Annotated in this window: 17 protein-coding genes; 7 read left to right on the top strand and 10 right to left on the bottom strand. The window is 71.1% G+C overall.

The features are described 5' to 3' along the window. Window positions 1-6: 6 nt before the first annotated feature. Together OHT77_RS42975 and OHT77_RS42970 are read right to left on the bottom strand one after the other, a co-directional pair. Window positions 7-606 carry a cysteine hydrolase family protein gene (locus OHT77_RS42975; protein ID WP_328833802.1) on the bottom strand — a complete coding sequence of 200 codons (600 nt, stop codon included), beginning with the start codon at window positions 604-606 and terminating at the stop codon, window positions 7-9. Window positions 607-785: 179 nt separating this feature from the next. Then, complete coding sequence (locus OHT77_RS42970) at window positions 786-4,160, bottom strand: pyruvate carboxylase (RefSeq protein ID WP_328833801.1); 3,375 nt, start codon at window positions 4,158-4,160, stop codon at window positions 786-788. A 235-nt stretch (window positions 4,161-4,395) separates the two neighbouring features. On the opposite strand from OHT77_RS42970, the gene OHT77_RS42965 reads away from it, so the two are divergent. Next, window positions 4,396-5,625, top strand: coding sequence for a chitinase (locus tag OHT77_RS42965; protein WP_328833800.1), 1,230 nt, complete (start codon window positions 4,396-4,398; stop codon window positions 5,623-5,625). A 115-nt stretch (window positions 5,626-5,740) separates the two neighbouring features. Here OHT77_RS42965 and OHT77_RS42960 read toward each other — a convergent pair whose 3' ends face one another. From OHT77_RS42960 to OHT77_RS42950, 3 genes are all read right to left on the bottom strand, one after another. After that, window positions 5,741-6,481 (bottom strand): hypothetical protein, encoded by a 741-nt coding sequence (locus OHT77_RS42960; protein WP_328833799.1) that lies wholly within the window; start codon window positions 6,479-6,481, stop codon window positions 5,741-5,743. Between the two features lie 442 nt (window positions 6,482-6,923). Beyond that, a complete protein-coding gene (locus OHT77_RS42955; RefSeq protein ID WP_328833798.1) occupies window positions 6,924-8,108 on the bottom strand; it encodes a M20 family metallopeptidase in 1,185 nt (394 codons plus the stop codon). 48 nt (window positions 8,109-8,156) lie between these two features. Further along, a complete protein-coding gene (locus OHT77_RS42950) occupies window positions 8,157-9,716 on the bottom strand; it encodes an AbgT family transporter (protein ID WP_328833797.1) in 1,560 nt (519 codons plus the stop codon). A gap of 115 nt (window positions 9,717-9,831) precedes the next feature. Here OHT77_RS42950 and OHT77_RS42945 point away from each other — a divergent pair, with 115 nt between their 5' ends. After that, window positions 9,832-10,857 (top strand): Lrp/AsnC family transcriptional regulator, encoded by a 1,026-nt coding sequence (locus OHT77_RS42945; RefSeq protein ID WP_328833796.1) that lies wholly within the window; start codon window positions 9,832-9,834, stop codon window positions 10,855-10,857. A 73-nt stretch (window positions 10,858-10,930) separates the two neighbouring features. On the opposite strand, the gene OHT77_RS42940 is transcribed toward OHT77_RS42945, so the two are convergent. After that, entirely contained in the window at window positions 10,931-12,487 is a 1,557-nt protein-coding gene (locus OHT77_RS42940; protein WP_328833795.1) for a hypothetical protein, read from the bottom strand. A 59-nt stretch (window positions 12,488-12,546) separates the two neighbouring features. Then, on the bottom strand, window positions 12,547-13,296 hold the full coding sequence (locus tag OHT77_RS42935; protein ID WP_328834492.1) for an IclR family transcriptional regulator: 750 nt from the start codon (window positions 13,294-13,296) through the stop codon (window positions 12,547-12,549). A 141-nt stretch (window positions 13,297-13,437) separates the two neighbouring features. On the opposite strand from OHT77_RS42935, the gene mhpD reads away from it, so the two are divergent. Genes mhpD through dmpG form a run of 3 tightly spaced genes read left to right on the top strand, consistent with a single transcriptional unit; the run spans window position 13,438 to window position 16,246 of the window. Then, window positions 13,438-14,301, top strand: coding sequence for a 2-keto-4-pentenoate hydratase (mhpD, locus tag OHT77_RS42930; RefSeq protein ID WP_328833794.1), 864 nt, complete (start codon window positions 13,438-13,440; stop codon window positions 14,299-14,301). Then, window positions 14,298-15,233, top strand: a complete 936-nt coding sequence (locus OHT77_RS42925) for an acetaldehyde dehydrogenase (acetylating) (protein WP_328833793.1) — start codon at window positions 14,298-14,300, stop codon at window positions 15,231-15,233. Before mhpD ends, OHT77_RS42925 begins: the two co-directional genes overlap by 4 nt. Beyond that, on the top strand, window positions 15,230-16,246 hold the full coding sequence (gene dmpG, locus OHT77_RS42920) for a 4-hydroxy-2-oxovalerate aldolase (RefSeq protein ID WP_443048186.1): 1,017 nt from the start codon (window positions 15,230-15,232) through the stop codon (window positions 16,244-16,246). Before OHT77_RS42925 ends, dmpG begins: the two co-directional genes overlap by 4 nt. Before the next feature lie 6 nt (window positions 16,247-16,252). Here the strand turns inward: dmpG and OHT77_RS42915 are convergent, their stop codons facing one another. Further along, on the bottom strand, window positions 16,253-17,104 hold the full coding sequence (locus OHT77_RS42915; protein WP_328833792.1) for a helix-turn-helix transcriptional regulator: 852 nt from the start codon (window positions 17,102-17,104) through the stop codon (window positions 16,253-16,255). Between the two features lie 87 nt (window positions 17,105-17,191). Between OHT77_RS42915 and OHT77_RS42910 the strand changes: the two genes are divergently transcribed. Then, window positions 17,192-17,977 (top strand): SDR family NAD(P)-dependent oxidoreductase, encoded by a 786-nt coding sequence (locus OHT77_RS42910; protein ID WP_328833791.1) that lies wholly within the window; start codon window positions 17,192-17,194, stop codon window positions 17,975-17,977. Between the two features lie 11 nt (window positions 17,978-17,988). Here the strand turns inward: OHT77_RS42910 and OHT77_RS42905 are convergent, their stop codons facing one another. Together OHT77_RS42905 and OHT77_RS42895 are read right to left on the bottom strand one after the other, a co-directional pair. Next, a complete protein-coding gene (locus OHT77_RS42905; RefSeq protein WP_328833790.1) occupies window positions 17,989-19,032 on the bottom strand; it encodes a lysylphosphatidylglycerol synthase transmembrane domain-containing protein in 1,044 nt (347 codons plus the stop codon). A 264-nt stretch (window positions 19,033-19,296) separates the two neighbouring features. After that, on the bottom strand, window positions 19,297-20,907 hold the full coding sequence (locus tag OHT77_RS42895) for an MFS transporter (protein WP_328833789.1): 1,611 nt from the start codon (window positions 20,905-20,907) through the stop codon (window positions 19,297-19,299). 134 nt (window positions 20,908-21,041) lie between these two features. Between OHT77_RS42895 and OHT77_RS42890 the strand changes: the two genes are divergently transcribed. Beyond that, the gene (locus tag OHT77_RS42890; protein ID WP_328833788.1) at window positions 21,042-21,827 is read left to right on the top strand and encodes an LmeA family phospholipid-binding protein; all 786 of its coding nucleotides are present in this window, start codon (window positions 21,042-21,044) and stop codon (window positions 21,825-21,827) included. The last annotated feature ends 3 nt before the right edge of the window (window positions 21,828-21,830 follow it).

The following is a 21,830-nucleotide window of genomic DNA, read 5'->3' as shown; positions in this document are numbered from 1 at the left end:
CGGTCATCATGCCTGATGTGCGGCGGCGGCTTCCAGTTCGTCGACCGTCGCGATGGTGGCGAAGCGGCCCGCGAGGGCGTACTCGGTGCGCCGGACGACCTCGTCGGCGGGGAGGGTGCGCGGGTCGGCGAGGAGTTCGGCGACGGTCTGGTCGGCGGGGGCGTCGCGGTGTGGGATGGGGTTCGTCGCCGTCGCGTCGGTGACGAAGGTGACCTGGTAGCCGAAGTCGCTGCCGACGCGGGTGGTGGTCTCGACGCACTGCTCGGTGCGGATGCCGCACACGGTGAGTTCGCGGACGCCGTGCTCGGTGAGGAGCTGCTGCAGGTTGGTGGTGGTGAAGGCGTTGTGCGAGGTCTTGTGGAGGAGCGGTTCGCCGTCCGCGCGCTCCAGTTCGTCCATCAGCCGGACGTGGCCGAGGGCCGGGTCGAAGACGTCGCCGCTGCCGGGCTCGGAGTGCAGCACCCACACCACGAGGTCACCGGCCTGCCGGGCGAGCCGGACCAGGCGGTTGACCTGGTCGGCGATCTTCGGGTCGGAGATGGTCGCCCACAGCGGGCGGGCGCGGAAGGATTCCTGGACGTCGATGACGATCAGTGCTCGGGTCATGTCCCCAGACTGCGCCGTGCGGGTGGGCGGGCGACAGGCCGCATCGGGTCCGGGACCGGACCGATCCGGTCACCGGATCGAGCGGCCCATCGTCATGGCGTCCGGTTCAAAGCCGGTGACCGGGGCGAGCGACCTGCCTCACTCCGGTCACCGGATCGGACCGTCCGCCGCCGTAATGGCTACCGCAGCTCGACGAGCAGGTCGCCGCCCTCCACCTGCTGGATGCGGTTGATGGCGAGGCGGGAGACCCGGCCGGACTTGGGCGCGGTGATCGACGCCTCCATCTTCATCGCCTCGATGGTGGCGACGGTGGCCCCTGCCTCCACCTCGTCGCCCTCCTCGACCGCGAGGGTGACCACGCCCGCGAAGGGGGCGGCCACATGGCCGGAGTTGCCACGGTCGGCCTTCTCGGTGACGGGGACGTCGGAGGCGGCGGAGGTGTCCCGCACCTGGATCGGCCGGATCTGGCCGTTCAGGGCGGACATCACCGTGCGCAGCCCGCGTTCGTCGGCCTCGCCGACGGCCTCCAGCTCGATGAGGAGACGGACACCGGGCTCCAGGTCGACCGTGTACTCCTTGCCGGGCCGGATGCCGTAGAAGAAGTCCTTGCTGTCGAGGACGCTGGTGTCGCCGTAGGTCTGGCGGTGGTTCTCGAACTCGCGGGTCGGGCCGGGGAAGAGCAGGCGGTTGAGGGTGGCGCGGCGGTCCTTGTCGAGGGCCGTGCGGTCCTCGGGGCTGAGGTCCTGGACGGGCTTGGGGTCGGCGCGGCCCTGGAGCGCCTTGGTGCGGAACGGCTCGGGCCAGCCGCCGGGCGGGGTGCCCAACTCGCCGCGCAGGAAGCCGATCACGGAGTCCGGGATGTCGTACCGGTCGGGGGACTCCTCGAAGTCGGCGGGGCTCACTCCGGCGCCGACCAGGTGCAGGGCGAGGTCGCCGACGACCTTCGACGACGGGGTGACCTTCACCAGGTGGCCGAGGATGCGGTCGGCGGCGGCGTACATCGCCTCGATGTCCTCGAAGCGGTCGCCGAGGCCGAGCGCGATGGCCTGGGTGCGCAGGTTGGAGAGCTGACCGCCGGGGATCTCGTGGTGGTAGACGCGGCCGGTGGGTGAGGCGAGGCCCGCCTCGAAGGGGGCGTAGATCTTGCGGACGCTCTCCCAGTACGGCTCCAGGTCGCCGATGGCCTGGAGGTCGAGGCCGGTGGGGCGGTCGGAGTAGTCGGTCGCGGCGACGATCGCGGACAGGGACGGCTGCGAGGTCGTACCCGCCATGGAGGCCACCGCGCCGTCGACGGCGTCCGCGCCGGCCTGGATCGCGGCGAGGTAGGTGGCGAGCTGGCCGCCCGCCGTGTCGTGCGTGTGCAGGTGGACCGGCAGGCCGAACTCGCGGCGGAGGGCGGACACGAGGGTCGCGGCGGCGGGTGCGCGCAGCAGGCCCGCCATGTCCTTCACCGCGAGGACGTGGGCGCCCGCCTCGACGATCTGTTCCGCGAGCCGGAGGTAGTAATCCAGCGTGTACAGGCGCTCGTTGGGGTCGGACAGGTCCGAGGTGTAGCAGAGGGCGACCTCGGCGATCGACGTTCCGGTGGCGCGTACGGCGTCGATGGCCGGGCGCATCTGGCCGACGTCGTTGAGCGCGTCGAAGATGCGGAAGATGTCGATGCCGGTGGCGGCGGCCTCCTGGACGAAGGCGTCGGTGACCTGGGTCGGGTACGGCGTGTAGCCGACGGTGTTGCGGCCGCGCAGCAGCATCTGGAGGCAGATGTTGGGGACGGCCTTGCGCAGGGCTGCCAGCCGGTCCCAGGGGTCTTCGGCGAGGAAGCGCAGCGCGACGTCGTAGGTGGCGCCGCCCCAGCACTCCAGGGAGAGGAGTTGGGGCACGGTGTGGGCGACGACCGGGGCGACCGCGAGGAGGTCCTTGGTGCGGACGCGGGTGGCCAGCAGCGACTGGTGGGCGTCGCGGAAGGTGGTGTCGGTGACGCCGATCGTGGGTGACTCGCGCAGGTGCCGGGCGAAGCCCTCGGGGCCGAGTTCGGCGAGCAACTGCCGTGAACCGGCCGGGGGTTCGGTGTTCGGGACCGTCGGCAGCTTGGTGGTGGGGTCGATCAGGTCGGGGCGTTCGCCGTGCGGCTTGTTGACCGTGACGTCGGCGAGGTAGGTGAGCAACTTGGTGCCGCGGTCGGCGGAGTGACGGGCCGTCAGCAGGTGCGGACGCTGCTCGATGAACGAGGTGGTGATGCGCCCGGCCTGGAAGTCCGGATCGTCCAGCACCGCTTGCAGGAAGGGGATGTTGGTGGCCACACCGCGGATGCGGAACTCGGCGACGGCGCGCCTGGCGCGGTTGACGGCGGTGGTGAAGTCCCGGCCCCGGCAGGTGAGTTTGACCAGCATGGAGTCGAAGTGCGCGCTGATCTCCGTACCCGCGTGGGTGGTTCCGCCGTCGAGCCGGATGCCGGAGCCGCCGGGCGAACGGTAGGCGCTGATCCGGCCGGTGTCCGGGCGGAAGCCGTTGGCGGGGTCCTCGGTGGTGATACGGCACTGGAGTGCCGCGCCGTGCAGGGTGACCGTCTCCTGTGAGAGGCCCAGGTCGGCGAGGGTCTCCCCCGAGGCGATCCGCAACTGCGCCTGGACGAGGTCGACGTCGGTGACCTCCTCGGTGACCGTGTGCTCGACCTGGATGCGCGGGTTCATCTCGATGAAGACGTGGTTGCCGGCCGGGTCGAGGAGGAACTCGACGGTGCCCGCGTTGCGGTAGCCGATCTCGCGGGCGAAGCGGACCGCGTCCGCGCAGATCTGGTCGCGCAGTGCGGGGTCGAGGTTGGGCGCGGGGGCCAGCTCGACGACCTTCTGGTGCCGGCGTTGCAGCGAGCAGTCGCGCTCGAAGAGGTGGATGACGTTACCCTCGCCGTCGGCGAGGATCTGCACCTCGATGTGCCGGGGGTCCACGACGGCCTTCTCCAGGAAGACCGTGGCGTCGCCGAACGCGGACATGGCCTCGCGGGCGGCGGCCTCGATGGACTCGCGCAGGGTGGCCGGGTCCTCGACACGGCGCATCCCGCGCCCGCCGCCTCCGGCGACCGCCTTCACGAACACCGGGAAGCCGATCTCCTCGGCGGCGCGGACCAGTTCGTCGACGTCGGTGGAGGGTGCCGAGGAGCCGAGCACCGGTACGCCGGCCGCGCGGGCGGCGGCGATGGCCGTCGCCTTGTTGCCGGTCATCTCCAGGATGTGGGCACTGGGACCGACGAAGGTGATGCCCGCCTCCTCGCAGGCGCGGGCGAGTTCGGGGTTCTCGGAGAGGAACCCGTAGCCCGGATAGACCGCGTCCGCTCCCGCCCGCTGGGCCGCGCGGACGATCTCCTCGACCGAGAGATACGCGCGGACCGGATGACCGGGCTCGCCGATCTCGTAGGCCTCGTCGGCCTTGAGCCGGTGCAGCGAATTGCGGTCCTCGTGAGGGAAGACCGCGACCGTTCGCGCGCCCAGCTCATAGCCGGCGCGGAACGCCCTGATCGCGATCTCTCCACGGTTGGCGACCAGCACCTTGCGGAACATTCCCGATCCCTTCAGCCTGCCGATGACGTGCACCATGGTGTCGGCGTCGCCCCTGTAACGCCATGTGAGCCGGGACACTAGTCGCAAACGTGTCGCGCCGAGCGCTCCGCCGGGCCGACGGTAAAGAAATCGTATGGTCTAGTCCAAAGTGCACTTTGGTCCAGTCCAATCCATTGACGTGATCGCGACAGCGCAAGAAGCTGGGCGCCTCCCCCATCCCCACCGGAGGCACAACGTGACACGTCTTCGCGCATGTCTGGTCGCGGCGGCCGCCGTGACGACCGCCGCCGCGGGCACGACCGCACTGGTCGCGACCAACGCCCAGGGCGCGACCAACGCGGCCACCGCGCTGAGCAACCGCTGGTACGCCGCGGCCCCCTATCTGATGCCGACGGACAACAACCCGCCGGACGCGGGCGCCATCATGGACGCCACCGGCCTCAAGGCCTTCCAGCTCGCCTTCGTCCTCGCCCCCAACGGCGGCGGCTGCTCCCCCACCTGGGGCGGCACCTCACCGGTCTCCTCGGACACCGCCGTCCAGTCGGTCATCAACACGATCCGCGCCAAGGGCGGCGACGTCTCCGTCTCCATCGGCGGCTACGGCGGCACCAAGCTCGGCCAGGCCTGCGCCGACCCGGCCTCGACGGCGGCGGCGTACCAGCAGGTGATCACCAAGTACGGACTGCATGCGATCGACTTCGACCTGGAGGAGCCGGAGTACGAGAACACCGCGGCCATCCACAACGAGATCGGCGCGGCCAAGATCCTCCAGACCAACAACCCGGGCCTGTACGTCTCGGTCACCACGGCCGGCACGGCGGACGGCACCGGCTGGTTCGGCAAGCAGATGCTGCTGGAGGCGAAGTCGCAGGGCTTCACGCCGAACAACTTCTCCATCATGCCGTTCGACGGCGGCTTCAACGGCGCGGCCTCGCAGACCAGCGCGCTCACCAACTTCAACTCCATCCTGCAGTCCACGTTCGGCTGGAGCCAGGCGACCGCCTACGCCCACGAGGGCTTCTCGGGCATGAACGGCCGCAGCGACACCGGCGAGTACTTCACGCAGGCGGACTTCCAGACCGTCCTGAACTACGCCACCAGCCACAACATGGACCGCTTCACGTTCTGGTCGCTCAACCGCGACCGGCAGTGCAGCCCGGTCGACAACGGCGGTACGACGTCCGGGACCTGCTCCAGCGTGGCGCAGAACCCGTGGGACTTCGCCAAGTACTCGGTCCAGTTCGCGGGCGTGACCCCGCCGACCGGGACACCCACGCCGACTCCGACCCCGACCCCGACGCCCACCCCGGGCACGTGCAAGACGGCGTGGAGTTCCACGGCCGTCTACACGCAGGGCAACGAGGTGTCGTACGGCAACCACAACTGGGTCGCCAAGTGGTGGACCCAGAACGAGGTGCCCGGTGCCTCCCAGTGGGGCCCGTGGCAGGACGAGGGCTCCTGCTGATCCGGCGGGATCAGTAGGGCACGGGCTGCGGCGTCGAGTGGGCCTTGAGAGAGGCGTGCTCGGCGTCGTCGTCCGTTGTCGGGAGCGTGGCGAAGTGCGCCCGACTCCCTTGCTGTCAAAGGATGTTGACCGCCCGCGCGACCACCAGGACGACGATCGACACGGACACCGTGGACTGACTCATCATCAGCATCTTGGCCCAGCGCGAGAGCGGCATCACGTCGGTCGGGCTGAAGGCGGTGGAGTTGGTGAAGGACAGGTACAGGTAGTCGAGGAACACCGGCTCCCAGTCCGGCGGCGCGGTCTCGGGGCTCTGCATCTGGACGAAGAGGAAGTCGGCGTACTGGTGGTGTCCCATGACCCGGGCCATCGGCCCGCCGCGGTCCCACTCCCAGTACCAGAGGGCGAACACGATGACATTGGTCAGCCAGATGGCACCGCCGGTCAGCAGCAGCGGCCCGGCATCCAGCCCCTCGGTGCCCCTGACCAGACCCACCACCAGCCGGGCCGCCGACCAGCTGTTGGCCAGGCTGATCACGCCCGTCAGGACCAGGCTCGGCCAGCGCAGCCACCGTGTGCCGGGTTCGATCCGCCGGGGATTGGCGACGAACAGGCCGACCATCAGGGCGAGTTCGAGGGCGGGCAGCAGCCAGTACGGCTGAAAGGCGAGCCGGTGCGGCAGCATCAGCTGCAGGGCGAACGCCACCAGGATCACGGCGGACACCGCCCACCGGGTCTCCCCGCGCGTCACCCGGCGCCACGCGGGCACGACATCGCGCCCGCCGTCCTCCAGCAGCCGCTCGATCCTGGCCAAGCGGCTCGCGGAGTCGCCCCTACCGTCCGTACCGTCCGTCATGGCACCGATTGTCCCTGGCCGGGGGTCCGCCGCCGCACCCGCCCCACCCTGCGGGCGTTGGGTTGTTCCGGCCGGTCGGTCGCGGGTGTCCGGTGCGGGCGGATCACCGGGGCCCAGCGGCGCGGCACTTCCGCGAGTCGTGCCTGCAGCTCGGCGAGCATCGCGTGCCGCCCGGCACCACGCGGGGCATCCCGCCCATCCCTGTCACCCGGCAGCGGTTCCGCGAGTCGCTCCGCCAACCCCGCGAGCATCGCGTGCCGCCCGGCACCACACGGGGCATCCCGCCCACCCCTGTCACCCGGCAGCAGTTCCGCGAGTCGCCCCGACAACCCGCCGAACATCCCGTCCCGGCCCGGCACCACGCGGGGCATCCGCCGTCCCTGTCACCCCGGCAGTAGTTCCACGAGCCGCCCCGACAACCCTGCCGACCAGCGCGACCCGGTCAGCCTCGCAGCGGCTCCGTCAGCCTCCCCAGCAACCCCGCGACCAACGCCGTCTGACCCGGCACCGTATCGACGTAGATGAACTCCCCCTGCGCATGCGCCCCGTCGCCCACCGCACCCATGCCGCACAGCACCGGCAGGCCGAGGGCGGCGACGAAGTTGGCGTCGCTGGCGCCGCCGACGGCGGTGTCGGGGAGGTGGCCTCGGCCCTGGTCGCGGGCGACCTCGCGGGCCAGGTCGAGCAGTGGGGCGGAGGCAGTGTTGAGGATCATCGGGGGCCGGTTCCAGGCGTGGTCGATGTCGATGCGGACGCGCGGGTCGCTGACCTCGATGGCGTCGAACTCCTCGTCCACGCGGGCCTGTTCGGCCGCGCTGCTGACCCGGATGTCGACCCCGGCGGTGGCCTGCCCGGCGACGACGTTGATGGCCGAACCGCCCTTGAACAGCCCGGTGTTGATCGTGGTCCCCCTGTCCGGCGCGGCGACCTTCGCGGCGGCCACCACGAACTCGGACAGCGCGGTGATCGCACTCGCCCCGTCCTGCGGCGCAAGCCCCGCGTGGGACTCGACGCCGGTGGCCGTGACCTGGAAGATCCCGGTGCCCTTGCGGGCGGTCTTCACCGCGCCGTGGGCACTCGGTTCCAGGACCAGCGTGACGTCGGCCCGCTGCGCGAGCTCCTCGATCACCGGCCGCGAGGAGAGGGACCCGATCTCCTCGTCGCCGTTGAAGAGGAAGGTGACGGTGGGCAGCGGCGCGCCGGTCTCGCGGGCCAGCTTCAGCGCCCAAATCCCTTGCGCCAGGCCGGTCTTCATGTCGAAGATGCCGGGCCCGCCCAGCCTCTCCCGCCCGTCCTCGGTCGGCTCGGGTTGCTCCCATCCGGCGAGGGTGCCGGTCGGCCATACGGTGTCGTAGTGCCCGACGAGTGCGACGTGTCCGGCGCCGGTGCCGTCGTAGGTCAGGGCGAGGGTGTCGCCGCACGCGCCGCCGGGGTGGCGCCGCTCGTGGTCGGGGCGGCCGAGGCGCTGGACGGTCAGCTCGCGCAGGAGGTCGAGGCCGGTCGCGAGGCCGGGGAGGTCGTAGCTGCCGGTCTCATGGCGGACCAGTGTCAGGATGTCCTCGACGATTCGCGAAGAGGCGTCCTGGGCGCGGGCGGTGAGAGTGGCGGGTGCGGGTGAGGCGGTCATCATCTGCTTTCTCGCGCGGACGAACGGACGGGGTCGCTCGGGACGGGGTCAGCCGATGCCGAGTGGGATGCCCAGCAGGTACCAGGCGACGAAGAACGCGACCCAGACCACCCACACGACGGCGGCGATCGGGAGCGTGAAGGAGGCAAGGGTGCCGATGCCGGCGGACTTGCGGTACTGCTGGATGAAGCCCAGGGCCATGACGAAGTAGGGGCTCATGGGGGTGATGCAGTTGGTGACGGAGTCGGCGACGCGGTAGACGGCCTGGGTGGTCTCGGGCTCGATGCCGATGAGCATCAGCATGGGGACGAGCACCGGTGCGGCCAGGGCCCACAGGGCGGAGCCGCTGGTGATGACGAGGTTCATGAAGGTGATCAGCACGGCGATGCCGACGAGCACCGTCCAGCCGTTCAGGTGCAGGTCCCGCAGGGTCTCAGCGCCTTTGACGGCGAGGATGTCGCCGATGTTCGTCCACTTGAAGTAGGCCAGGAACTGGGCGATCGCGAAGAACAGGACGAGGATCGGCGCCATCGAGCGGGTGCCGTCGGCCATCGCGCCGATGGTGTCGCGGGCGGCGGTGAAGGTGCCGGTCATGCGGCCGTAGACGGTGCCGAGCACGGCGAAGAACACGCCGAGGACGAGTGCCATGCCGCCGATCAGCGGGGAGTTGACGATGCCGCCGCCCTCGCCGCGCAGGGGTGAGGAGGACGGGATCATCGCCGCCGCCAGGAACACGAGGAAGCCGACGGCGACCAGGCCGGTGGTGCGCAGGGCGCGCCGCTGCCGGTCGGTGACCTCGATCTCCGCAAGTTCCTCGGCGTCGGGCGTGGCGACCGGCTCGTCGGGTTCGAGGTCGGAGCGGCGGGCGAGGACCTTGTCGACGACGAGGGTGATCACCAGCGCGACCAGGACGGACGAGCCCAGCCCGAAGAAGTAGTTGGCGACCGGGGTGACGACGTAGTGCGTGTCGATGGTGTGGGCGGCGGCCGTGGTGATCCCGGAGAGCAGGACGTCGGTGGTGGTGAGCGACGGGGAGGCATCGTACCCGGCGGCGATCGAGACGTAGGCGACGACGCAGCCGAGGACGGGGCTGCGGCCGGCCGCGCGGAAGCCCAGGGCGCCCAGCGGGATGAGGGTGACATAGGCGGCGTCGCCTGCGACATGGCTGACCATGGCCGTCATCGACAGAACGAAGGTGAGGTACCGGCCCGGCACCCGCGCGACCATGCGGCGCAGCAGGGCGGAGAAGAGTCCGCTCTTCTCGGCCACGGCGATGCCGAACATCACGGTGAGGATGGTGGCCAGCGGCGGGAAGGCCGCGTAGTTGTCGACGGCTCCCTCGACGGCCATGGTGAGGCCGTCCTTGCTGAGCAGGTTCTGCACCTTGATGGTCTCGTGCGTGCCGGGATGCAGGGCGGTGAGGCCGGTCGCGGACAGGACGGCGCTGAGGACGGCGACGACTCCCGCGAGGATCCAGAACAGCCAGAAGGGGTTGGGGAGTCGGTTGCCGACCTTCTCGATCGCCGTCAGGCCGCGGAACGCGACGCGCAGTGCTCTCGACTGCGGCTCGGTGGACGGGGTCCGAGGTGGGGCGGAGGTGACACTCATCGGTACCTCTTGGCGCGGTGGGGGGATGTTCCTGCGAACAATGGCATCCAGATGAGAGATTCTCTATAACTTGGAAGTAACAGTGGGATTAAACAGCACCTTAGAGTGAGGCCCTATGACCCGTCCTCTCCTCGACGAGCTCGACCGGCGCCTCATCGGCGCGCTGCATGTGGCGCCCCGGGCCACCTGGGACGACATCGGCGAGATCCTGGCCGCCGACGCCAGCACACTCAAACGCCGTTACGACCGCCTGCACGAGGCACGCATGGTGCGCGTGATCGGGCAGGCCGACTGGGGCATCCACTCCACGGCGATGCCGGTCCACGTCTTCCTGGACATCACCGGCGAGTCCCCGCTCGCCGTCCTCCACCGGCTCCGCGACCTGCCGCATCTCCAGCTGCTGGCGCAGATCTCGGGCGACTACCCGCTCTACGCCGTCGTGCACGCCCCGTCCGAGGCGGCCACCAGCGAGGCGATCGACCGGATGTTCTCGGTGCCCGGAGTCCGCCGCGTGAACGCCATGCCCGCGCTCAGCACCCTGCGCCGGGGCATCACCTGGGACCCCCGCTTCCTCACCGACACCGAGCGCGCCGACCTGCTCAAGCTCACCGGCTCCCGCCCCGAGGGGACCGCGACCGCGACGCCCCCGGCGAAGCCGCTCAGCGAGGCGGAGCGTGGCGTCGTGGGCCAACTGCTCCAGGACAGCCGGGCGTCCGCCGCGAGCATCGCCCGGGCCGCCGACCTGGCCACGTCCACCGCGCACCGCGTGGTCCGCCGGGTGCTGGACGAGGGCTGGGTCAAGCCGCGGCTGGAGACCGTGTCGGAGTGGCTGGGCTTCCAGACCCCGTTCATCCTCCGGCTGCGGGTGGCGCCGGGCGCGACCCCCGAAGTGATGCGCCGTATCGACCAGTTGCCCCAGACCCGGCTCGCCGCCCACGTCGCCAGCGACATGTCCGTCCTCGCCACCGGCCTGGTCGCCGACCGCTCCGCCCTCGCCCTGTTCGTCGACAACGAACTGGCCGGCATCCCCGGCCTCCTCGGTGTCAGCGTCGCGGTGATGCTCGCCGAACCCCGCCGCTACTGGCTCGACCGCGACTTGACCACCGGCCTCGGCACCTTCCACGCACCGACCCTGCTCTGAACAGCGAGAGGCGGGCGTCCCGACACCGAGGTGCCGGGACGCCCGCCGCCCTCAACTCACCATCTCCGTACGGTCATCCGGTGCCGAACGCACCCGTGCTGTACGCGCATTCCGTGTAGATGTAGCCCGACCTGAGCGTGGCCGTGTCCGAGGCCGGCGTCGCGGTGGAGCTGTCGGGACGGTGCACGAAGTACGTCGTCCCGGTCGGCAGACTGATCGTCTTCTGCGGGTAGCTCTTGCCGGAACTGCACGGCTTGAACCCCTTCAGCAGCGTGGTGGTGAGGGAGTACGACGTGCAGCTCCCGCAGCCCTTCAGGGTGAAGCTGCCGGTGACCGGGCCGGTGTACAGGACGGTGATGTCGTCCGGGCTGTCGTTCTTGACCGTGACGGAGATGCTGCCGCCGGACGCGGTCGTCGGCAGCTTCTTGCCCGCGGCCGGGACCGTCTTCGCCACCTCGGCGGCGATGGCGATCTTCTTGGCGCGGGCCCGGTTCTTGTCGTGGGTGTTCTTCTTCACGAAGTCGTTCATCGTGCTGAGCGCCGAGTCGAAGTCGCCGCCCTTGTACTGGAAGACACCGCACTGGTAGGCACCGGAGTCCGCGTGACTGCTCGCCTGTCGCGCGTCCGCGCCGAGCGCGTCGGCGGACCCCGCCTGCTGGCCCTGGAGGGTGTCGATCTGCCCGGCGAGAGACGTCAACTGCTGGACGGCTGTGCAGGGTTGGCTGCCGCGCACCCCCGCGACCGCCTTGTCCACGGCCGACTTGACGGCGGGTTCGACCTGCTTCGCCTGGGGCGAGTCCGGGAACAGGGTCAGCAGATCACCGAAGTTCCCCGGCCAGTCGGCGCCCTGGGCGGCCAGCCCGGTGGACGCGCACTCGTACAGCGAGGTGGCCAGCCGGTCGTCCGGCCAGGTGGTCAGCGTGCCCAGTTCCTTCTTGTCGATGGTGCCGGGGACGGTCCGCAGGTACTTCAACTGGGGTATCGCGTCGCAGTAGTTCTTCTGCGCGTAGGCGCCGGCGACGGTCGTGTAGAACGTCTTCATCCGGTCGGGCACGCGATCGGCCGCCCGTGAACCGGAGTGGTCGGTGCTGAGGTCGTCGTAGACCACCAGCGCCTGGCGGTAGTGCGGTTCGGCCGCCGAGAACGACAACCGCCCCGAATCGGCGACGAGTTGGTCCGCCTTGTCGAGTCGGTCGAGCAGCATCTGCTGAGTCGCCTCGTCGCGGGCGTCGTCGTAGAGGACGACTCCCCCGGCCGGTACGGCGAGCAGGACCAGGCCCAGCAGGACCGCGACGGCCATGGGCGCGGGCCAGGCCAGGCGCGTGCGCAGGCCGGTCAACGCGCCGTGGACGGCGGCCAGTACGAGGAAGACGACGTACAGGGCGACCAGGACGCCCGAGACGCCGTCCGGGTCGGCGGGCAGGGCCACCAGGAGGAGCACGATGGTCGCCACCCAGCACACGGCCATGAGCAGCCAGCGGCGCATCAGGGCGTAACCGAGCCCGAGACCACTGAGGTTGAGGAGGCCGACCGCCACCGATCTGAGTCGGTCGGGCGGCGCGGGTGGTGGGGACGACGGCATCGGCGGCACGACGAACCCCTGGACAGACCCGTACTGATCCCCGGACATGCTTCTCCCCCCGATCAACAATGCCCCCGTTACCGTGACTTGTCAGTGTACGGTCGGGTTCAGTGCCCGGACAGTGGGGGCCTGGTGGTTCCGCCGCCGCGCAGGACGCGGGACAGTCCGAGCGCCGCCGTCCGTACGGCCGGGGCGAGTTGGGCGGGGCGGAAGCGGCTGCGCGGTACGGCGACCGAGAGCGCGGCGACGGCGGTGTCGCCGGCGAACACCGGGGCCGCGATGCAACTCACCTCCAGGGCCGCCTCCTGCTCCTCGTAGGCGAGCCCGGAGACCTGGATCTTCTCCAGGGTCATGCGCAGCCGGGCCGGGTCGGTGATCGAGTGCGGGGTGAGGCTCGGCAGCGGGTGGGACAGTACCTCATCCGTCAACTCGGCGCCGGAGAAGGCGAGTAGAGCCTTCCCGACGGCCGTGCAGGTGAGGGGGAGACTACCGCCGATGCGCGACGGAAGCCGCAACGCCTCGTGGCCGTGGATGCGTTCGAGGTAGACCACCTCCATGCCCTCGCGGACGCCGAGGTGGATGGTCTCGCGGGTGGCCTCGAAGAGGTCCTGGAGGAAGGGCAGGGCTGTCTCGCGCAGATCGCGCCGATGCGGCACCAGCGACCCCAGCTCGAACAGCTTCGCGCCGAGCAGGTAGCGGGGGCCCGAGCGTTCCAGCCAGCCCAGCCGGACGAGGTCGGCGGCCAGCCGGTGGACGGTGGGCTTGGGCAGTCCGGCGAGCTCGGAAAGTTCCGACAGGCGGTACGGTCCGCCGCTCGGACTGAAACAGTCCAGGATGAGCGCGGCCTTCTCCAGCATGCTGCCGCTCGCGTTGTTCCGTGTCACGGAACAAACATTGTCCCTTCGCGGGGATGTTGTCTATACCGGGACGTGCACCCGCACCACTCCCCCCGAACCCGCACCGTTCCCCCAGTCCCGCATCGCCCCCGGAGGTAACCCGTGCCCACCGTGCCCGACGGCGCCCGTCCGGACACCGTGTCCCCGGCCGTGGTCAAGGCCGCCGACCTGCTGGCGGAGGCCACCCGTACCGGGGTCGCCTGCCCGCCGGTGCGCGACCTGCTCGACGTCCCCGATCTGGCGACCGCCTACGCCGTGCAGCAACTGAACGTGCGGCGCGGTGTGGCCGCCGGCCGCCGTGTCGTCGGCCGCAAGATCGGCCTGACCTCCCCGGCCGTACAGCATCAACTGGGCGTGGACCAGCCGGACTTCGGCGCCCTGTTCGCGGACATGGCGGTGCCGGACGGGGGTGAGGTGCCCGTGGGCCGGCTGCTCCAGCCGAAGGTGGAGGCCGAGGTCGCGCTGGTCCTCGGCCGGGATCTGCCGGAGCGGGAGTGCACGGTCGTCGACGTGCTGCGCGCGGTGGACTTCGCGCTGCCCGCGCTGGAGATCGTCGACAGCCGGGTGCGGAACTGGGAGATCTCCCTCGTCGACACCGTCGCCGACAACGCGTCCTGCGGTCTGTACGTCCTGGGCGCCACGCCCGTCCCGCTGACCGCCGTGGACCTGCGCACGGTCACGATGACCATGACCCGGGGCGGCGAGACCGTCTCCGAGGGCACCGGCGCCGACTGTCTCGGCAGCCCCCTCACCGCCGCCGTCTGGCTGGCCTCGGCCCTCGCCGAGCGCGGTGACCCGCTGCGCGCGGGCGACCTCGTGCTGACCGGCGCCCTGGGCCCGATGTCCCCGGCCGCACCGGGCGACGCCTTCGAGGCCCGCATCTCGGACCTGGGCTCCGTACGGGTCCGCTTCGCGAAGGACACCGCGGAAGCAGCCGCGCCCACCACGGAAGGGACCGGCAAGTGACCACGAAGGTCGCCATCATCGGCTCCGGCAACATAGGCACCGACCTCCTCATCAAGGTCCTGCGCCTCTCGGAGGCCCTGGAGATCGCCGCCCTGGCCGGCATCGACCCGGACTCCGACGGCCTCGCCCGCGCCCGCCGCCTCAAGGTCGCCACGACCCACGAGGGCGTCGAAGGACTCGTCAAACTTGACGAGTTCGCCGAGGTCGACATCGTCTTCGACGCGACCTCCGCGGGCGCCCACCGCCACCACGAGGAGGTCCTACGGCCCCTGGGCCGCACGCTCGTCGACCTCACCCCGGCCGCGCTGGGCCCGTACGTCGTCCCGCCGGTCAACGGCGACGACCACCTCGACGCCCCGAACGTCAACATGGTCACCTGCGGCGGCCAGGCCACGATCCCGGTCGTCGCCGCCGTGGGCGCGGTCTCACCGGTCCACTACGGCGAGATCGTCGCGTCCATCGCCTCCCGCTCGGCCGGACCGGGCACCCGCGCGAACATCGACGAGTTCACCGAGACCACGTCCTCCGCCGTCGAGCAGGTCGGCGGCGCCGCTCGCGGCAAGGCGATCATCGTCCTCAACCCGGCCGAACCCCCGCTGATCATGCGGGACACCGTGCACTGCCTGGTCTCCGACTGCGCGACCGAGGCCGTCACCGCGTCCGTCGAGGAGATGGTCGGCCGCGTCCAGGCGTACGTGCCCGGCTACCGGCTCAAGCAGAAGGTGCAGTACGACACGGTGGCCGCCGACGACCCGCTGCGCACCCTCGCGCCGGGCGCGGGCGAGCTGCTGAAGGTGTCGGTGTTCCTGGAGGTCGAGGGCGCCGCCCACTACCTCCCCGCCTACGCGGGGAACCTCGACATCATGACCTCGGCCGCGCTGCGCACCGCGGAACGCATGGCCGGCCGCAGCCGCGAGGAGGCAGCGAAGTGACCCCGTCCCTCTACGTCCAGGACGTCACCCTGCGGGACGGCATGCACGCCGTACGGCACCGCTACACCGTCGGCCAGGCCCGCGCGATCGCCGCCGCCCTCGACAGCGCCGGAGTCGCGGCCATCGAGATCGCGCACGGCGACGGACTGTCCGGGTCCAGCATCACCTACGGCGTCGGCGCCCACACCGACTGGGAGTGGATCGAGGCCGTCACCGACGCCGTACAACGGGCCGTCCCCACCACCCTGTTGCTGCCCGGCATCGGCACCGTCCACGACCTCGAGCAGGCCCACGCACTCGGCATCCGCTCGGTGCGGGTCGCCACGCACTGCACCGAGGCCGACATCTCCGCCCAGCACATCGCCGCCGCGCGGGAGTTGGGCATGGACGTCGCCGGGTTCCTGATGATGTCCCACATGGCCGATCCCGCCGAACTCGCCCGCCAGGCCAAGCTGATGGAGTCGTACGGCGCGCACTGCGTCTATGTCACCGACTCCGGGGGCCGGTTGACGATGGACGGGGTCCGGGACCGCTTCCGCGCCTACCGCGAAGTCCTCGCCCCGGAGACCGAGTTGGGCATCCACGCCCACCACAACCTCGCACTCGGCGTGGCCAACACGGTCGTCGCGGTGGAGGGCGGGGCCGTACGCGTCGACGCCTCCCTCGCGGGCCAGGGCGCGGGTGCGGGCAACTGTCCGCTGGAGGCGTTCGTCGCGGTCGCCGACCTGATGGGCCGGCAGCACGGCTGCGACCTGTTCCCCCTCATGGACGCGGCCGACGATCTCGTACGACCGCTGCAGGACCGCGAGGTGCGGGTGGACCGCGAGACGCTCAGCCTCGGCTACGCGGGCGTGTACTCCAGTTTCCTGCGCCACGCCGAGGCGGCGGCCGAGCGCTACGGACTCGACACGCGCAGCATCCTGGTCGAGGCGGGGCGGCGGGCCATGGTCGGCGGTCAGGAGGACATGATCACCGACATCGCGCTGGACCTCGTCGCCCGTGCCGAGGGCTGACCCGCGTCAGGGGCTGATGTCCATTGTCTGGGTGCCGATGACGGACAGCAGCCGCAGGGCGCTCTCGGAGGGTGAGCCGGGGACGGTCGTGTAGATCACGACCCGCTGGTCGCGGTCGGCGATGTCGAGGACGTCGCAGTTGACGGTGACCGGGCCGACCATCGGATGCTGGAAGGTCTTGCGGAAGGTGGGTGCGGCGGCCACGTCGTGGGAGTTCCACAGTGCGGTGAACTCCTCGCTGCCGGCGAGGAGTTCGGCCACCAGCCCGGTCACCTCCGGGTCGTCGGGGTAGCGGGCGGCGGTGGCGCGCAGGTCGTGGGCGGCGAGCCGGGCGAAGCCGTCGGCGTCGGACACGCCGTACAGCCGCCGTCCCGGCTGGTGCGGTCCGAGGAAGACGCGGCGCACCAGGTTGCGGTCGCGCCTCGGCAGGGCCGAGAAGTCCTCCATGAGGGCGGCGGCGAGATCGTTCCAGGCGATCACCTCGTACGTCGCGGACACCACGAAGGCGGCGGCCTGCGGCAGCCGGTGCACCAGGTCGAGGAGGCTCTGCCGGACCTCGCGCGAGGGACCGGGCGGCGGGCCCGGCGGTACGCCCGCGAGGTGGTGGAGGTGGTCGCGCTCGGTGTCCGTCAGCCGCAGGGCGCGGGCCAGCCCGGCCAGTACCTCGCGCGACGGGTGCGGGCCGCGTGCCTGCTCGAGCCGGGTGTAGTACTCGGTCGAGATGAACGCCAGCTGCGCGGCCTCCTCGCGGCGCAGCCCCGGGGTACGGCGGCGCGGTCCCGCGGGCAGCCCCACCTCGGCGGGGGTGATCCGCTCACGTCTGCTGCGCAGGAAGTCGCCAAGTTCTCGTCGGTCCACTCCCCCAGTGTGGACGGACGGCGACGCGCGGATCCAGGTACTGCCGGTGCCTGGATCGGCATCACCGGTCGGCGGAGGCTCGGTGCCATGACCAACACACCCACTTCCCCCTCCCTCGGCCTGCTGTCCGGCAAGGTCGCCTTCGTCACCGGCGCCGGGCGCGGCATCGGCGCGGCGGCGGCGCGGCTGTTCGCCCGGGAAGGCGCTCAGGTACTGCTCGCGGCCCGCACGGAGGCCCAGCTGAAGGCGGTCACCGAGGAGATCCGCGAGGCGGGCGGCACCGCCGACTACGTCGTCTGCGACCTGGCCGACGCGACGAGTGTCCGCGTCGCCGTCGACCGCGCCGTGGACCTGTACGGCCGCCTCGACGTGGCCTTCAACAACGGCGCCACGATCCAACGCCCGGGCCCGATGGACGAGTTGGCGGAGGACGAGTTCGACCACGTCTACGACGTGAACCTCAAGGGCGTCTGGCTCGCCATGGTCGCCCAAGTCGCCGCCATCCGCGCCACCGCCAGGACCGGCGCCATCGTCAACAACTCCTCGGTCGGCAGTCTGATGGGCAACCCCGAGCTGCCCGCCTACGGCGCGATGAAGCGCGCGGTCAACAGCCTCACCGAGTCGGCCGCCGTCACCTACGGCCCCGAGGGCATCCGCGTCAACGCCATCGCCCCCGGCAACACCCTCACCGAGATGATCCAGGCCTGGGAGGCGGAGTCCCCCGGCCTCCAGGAGCGGCTCACGGCGCACACCCCGCTGCGCCGGGCGGCGGACCCCGACGAGATCGCGCAGGCGGCGGCCTGGCTGCTCAGCGACCGCGCGTCCTTCGTGACCGGCACGGTCCTGCGGGTCGACGGCGGCGCGCGGGCCTGAGGAGCGGCCCGCTAGAGCGCGGGTTCCCGGCGGTTGTGGCGACGGATGACCAGCCACGTTATCCAGCCGACGCCGATGATGAACCCGAAGCTGATGATCCGGTACAGCACGACCGTGGCGATCGCGGTGCTGGTGGCGACACCGCCCGTGACCAGCCCGAGGATCAGCGCGCTGTCGATGAGGCCGAGGCCGCCGGGGATGATCGTGAGAGTCCCGGCGGCCATGCCCGCGCAGAAGGCGAGCAGCAGTTGGGCGCTGCTGATCCGGGTGTCGCTGACGGCGTGGAAGCACAGCCACAGGCAGCCCGCGTCGAGGAGCCAGTTGAGTACGGCGAACACGGCGGCGGCGACGGCGTGCCGGGGTTCGAGCCGGGCGGTGCGGAGCTGCTCGACAAAGCCGCGGATACGGTCGAGGCCCTGGGTCTCGGGCACGTGCCGCAGCCGGTTGACCCGGGCCAGCGCGGCGCGGGTGGCCGGTTCGACCTTCTCGGGGTGGCGGGTGATGCGCCGGATGCCGACCGTCAGCAGGATCACGGCCAGGCCGAGGGTGACGAGGCTGTGCCACTGCAGGCTGCCGTCGGAGACGAGCGCGGAGATCGCGGTGACGACGGCCAGGGCGGCCGCCGAGAGGATGCCGGAGAGCGCGATGCACCAGGAGGCGATGGCAGGCGTGGCCCCGAAGCGGCGCATCTGCTGGTAGTTGAAGTGCGTGGAGAAGGCGGGCCCGCCGGGCAGGGTGACGCTGAGCGAGTGGGCGGCGTAGGCGAGGGCGACGTGCTTCTGGATCGGCACGATCACCCCCGCCGAGCGCAGCAGCCGGCGCTGCATGCGCGCGTAGCAGCCCATGGCGGCCACCTCGGCGACGAGCGCGACGGCGAACCAGTTCAGCCGGGGCGCGCGCAGCTGGGACAGGGCGGAGGCCAACGAGGGCCAGCCCAGGACCAGTTCGGTGCCGAACAGCGCGAGCAGGACCGTGATCACCACGGGCCGCAGCCAGCGCCGGCTGCGGCGGGAGGTCGGTTCGGCGAGGGGGGCGGTGGCGTCCGGGGTGTTCACAGGCAGGACCGTCGGTCTCCGTCAGGTGGGCGGGAACGGCATCCGACCGGGCACCCCTGGACGGCTGCCCGCGAGCGGGCAGAGACATTCAGTCGCCGGGGATTCCGGCGCCGCTCGTCGCGGGGACGGTGTTCTCCGAGCGGGCGAGGGAGCGGGCGCCGAGGCGGAACTGTTCCAGTTTATCCACGATGATCCGACCGGCCGGCGTGCGCCCCCGGCGCACGCCGCTCACCCGGCCGCCTGCGCCGGCACCGCGCGGGAGTTCTACACGGAGCCGGCGTGCTCCTGGTCGCGGCTGGTGTCCGTCGCCTGCGGGCCGGGCTCGGGGGTGGCGCGGCGGCCGGGCAGGACCGCGAGGACGATCAGGGTGCCGACCGCCATGATGATCCCTCCGACGAGGCTGGTCCGCGCGACCCCGTGGGCGAAGGCCTCGTGCACGGCGTCGACCAGGGCCTGCGCCTGCTGCGGTCCGGCGGAGGGCGTCTTCGCGATCTGCTGGGCGACCGCCAGGCCGCCGCCGACCGAGTCCTTCGCGGTGTCCAGGGCCGCGGCGGGGAGGTGGCCGCCGGCCAGGTCGGTCAGCTTGTCCTTGTAGGTGGTGCCCAGCAGCGAGCCGAGGATGGCGATGCCGAGGGAGCCGCCGAGTTCCAGCGCGGTGTCGTTGGCGCCGCCGCCGACGCCGAGTTCGCTCTCCGGGAACGAGCCCATGATCGTGTCCGTGGCCGGGGAGACGCTGAGCCCGATCGCGAAGCCGAGGAGCAGCAGCATCGGCAGGAAGTCGGTGTAGGTGGAGGACTTGTCGACGAGGGTGAGCAGGAAGACGCCCACGGTGCCGATCGCCATGCCGGTCACCACCATCGGCTTCACACCCAGCTTGGGCGTCAGCCGCCCGGTGACGACGGCGCCGAGGGACACGGCACCGGCCAGCGGCAGCAGTCGTACGCCGGTCTCCAGCGCGCTGTAGCCGAGGACGAACTGCAGGAACTGGGTGGCGTAGTAGATCGCGCCGTAGGTGCCGAAGAAGAAGAACAGGACCGCCAGCATCGAGCCGCTGAAGGCGCGCTGGGCGAACTTGCGAACGTCGAGCATGGGGTGCGGGTGGCGCAACTCCCAGGCCACGAAGGCCGGCAGACCGACAGCGGCGACGACGGCCGCGACGACCGGACCGGCGTCCCAGCCGAAGTGCGGGCCCTCGATGAGCGCGTAGACGAGGCTGCCGACCGAGACGATCGAGAGCAGACCGCCCGTGTAGTCGATGCGGCCCATCCCCTCCGCCCTGGACGGCGGCACGAGGACCAGGGCGCCGACCACGGCGAGGAGTGCGATGGGGACGTTGATCAGGAACGTGGAGCCCCAGGCGTGGTCCTCCAGCAGCCAGCCCGCGACCAGCGGGCCGATGGCGATGGCGAGACCCGAGGTCGCGGTCCAGGCCGTGATGGCCCGCGCCCGCTCACGCTTCGGGAAGATCGCGACCAGCAGGGACAGCGTGGCCGGCATGACCACCGCAGCGCCCACACCCATGACCGCGCGGGCCGCGATGACCAGCCCGGTCTCGTGGACCAGGCTCCCCATCACCGATCCCCCGGCGAAGATCACCAGCCCGGTGAGGAGCGCGCCGCGCCGGCTGTACTTGTCACCGATCGCGCCCAGCACGAGCATCAGCGCGGCGTACGGGACGGTGTAGCCGTCGATGACCCACTGCAGATCGCTGCTGCTCAGGCCCAGGTCGGTGGTCATGTCGGGGGCGGCGACGATCAGCGAGGTGTTCGCCATGACCACGATCAACAGGCTCAGGCAGAGCACGATCAGGGCGGACCAGCGCCGTGCGTACGGCCCGGTCATCTTGTCGACGGGTGTGGTGGCGACGAGCGGCATCGGAGACTCCTAGACAGCATTAATTGCTCACTGATGTGCAGACTATTTTATTGCCCACCGATGTGCAACTATGCCGATGCGATCACCCGGCCGGCACGGTCCGCCACCTGCGACCACCCCGAAGAAAGAGACCCATGTACGAGCCTCACGAGATGTACGAGTCCTACGAGCCCCTGGACGCGCACGACCCGCCCCGGAGGAGCCGCCGACCGGTCGTCATCGCCGTCGGCTCCCTGCTCGCGCTGCTGCTCGTGCCCGTCGCCGCCGACCGCCTCGCGACGGCGCGGGTCGAGTCCCGTACGGCCACGGCGTTCCAGGCGGGCATGCACACGCCCTCGGCGCCGGAGGTCCATGTGCGGGGCTTCCCCGTGCTGACACAGCTGGCCTCGGGCACCCTGCGGCACGTGGACATCACCGCGCACGACATACCGGCGAGCGACACCACCGGCCTGCTGCCGTTGAGTGAACTGTCCTTGCGGCTAACGGACTTGAGGAAGTCCGACGACGACTCGGAGGCACGGGCCCACTCGGCGGAGGCGACCGCCCTGCTGTCCTACCCGGACCTCTCCGCCACCCTGGGCCCGACGATCACCCGGGGCAGCCGCCCCGACCAGGTCCGCGCGACGGTCCCGCTGCCCACCGGCGACATCACGGTGACGACGACGGTCTCGGTGCTCCCCGGCAACCGCATCGCCTTCAAGGACTTCCAGGTCACGGGCGGTCCGCTGCCCGAACTGGGGCGCGCGGCACTCAGCGGGGCCTTCGCTCGGCCGATCCAGCTCCGGAACATCCCTCAGGGCCTCGGCCTGCGCTCGATCACCGCGACGGACAGCGGACTCAGTGCCCGGCTGTCGGGCGAGTCGGTCACCTTCCGCGCCGACGACACGGCACGGACCGGCTCGTCGTACAGCGACGCCTGATGC

This window comes from Streptomyces sp. NBC_00252 (assembly GCF_036187565.1).
In the GTDB taxonomy this organism is placed as follows: Bacteria; Actinomycetota; Actinomycetes; order Streptomycetales; family Streptomycetaceae; genus Streptomyces.
The sequence above is the reverse complement of the archived record's forward strand: the minus strand, read 5'-3'. Positions and strand labels throughout refer to the sequence as shown.